Source organism: Neisseria sp. P0021.S006 (genome assembly GCF_051956895.1).
The window spans coordinates 1-736 of the sequence record NZ_JBQCWZ010000685.1 but is presented as its reverse complement, the minus strand read 5'-3'; the positions used below and the strand labels follow the sequence as shown (position 1 = coordinate 736).

Annotated in this window: 1 pseudogene; it reads right to left on the bottom strand. The window is 53.1% G+C overall.

Features of this window, described 5'->3' with window-relative positions:
* Positions 1 to 732, bottom strand: a pseudogene (locus ACTHUM_RS16470) (Nif3-like dinuclear metal center hexameric protein); the annotation flags it as partial.
* Positions 733 to 736: the final 4 nt, after the last annotated feature.

Here is a 736-nt window from a genome sequence, read left to right as displayed (position 1 = left end):
CATCAAAGTGAACCACTTCGATACCGAATTTTTCTGCCACGGCATCGCCTAAGGCGCGGACGCCGTAACGTTCTGTCGCGTGGTGGCCGGCGCTGATAAATGCCACACCCGTTTCGTTGGCAAGATGATATTGCGCTTCGGAAATCTCACCGGTCAGATACGCATCGACACCTTCGTCTACGGCCGTCTGAAAAAATCCCTGCGCACCGCCGCTGCACCAGGCAATACGTTTGATTTCACGTTCAAGATCGCCGATAACAGTCGGCTTGCGGCCGAATACCGCCTCAATGCGTTCAGACAATTGCGCCAGCGTTTGCGTGGTTTTCAGACAGCCTGTATTCAACAGGTTTTGCTCGCCGAATTGTTTTTCGAGCACCCAATCGAGTTTCTCGGCCAACTGTGCGTTATTGCCTAGTTGCGGGTGCGCGTCCAGCGGCAGGTGGTAGCCCGCCATATTGATTTGGTGTTGCAGCAAGGTTTCAATGCGTGCTTTTTTCCAACCGGTAATCGTGACAGGCTCGCTTTTCCAAAACATACCGTGGTGAACCAAAAGCAGATCCGCCCCCTGCTCTACGGCAAAATCGATTGCCGCTTTGCTGGCGGTAACCGAAGTGGCGATTTTGGCAATTTCTTCTTTGCCTTCGACCTGCAAACCGTGGGCGCATAGTCCTTAAACAGCCCGACCTGCAATGTCTCATCGCACCAAGCCAGAATTTCGCGGCGTAAAGCCATATTC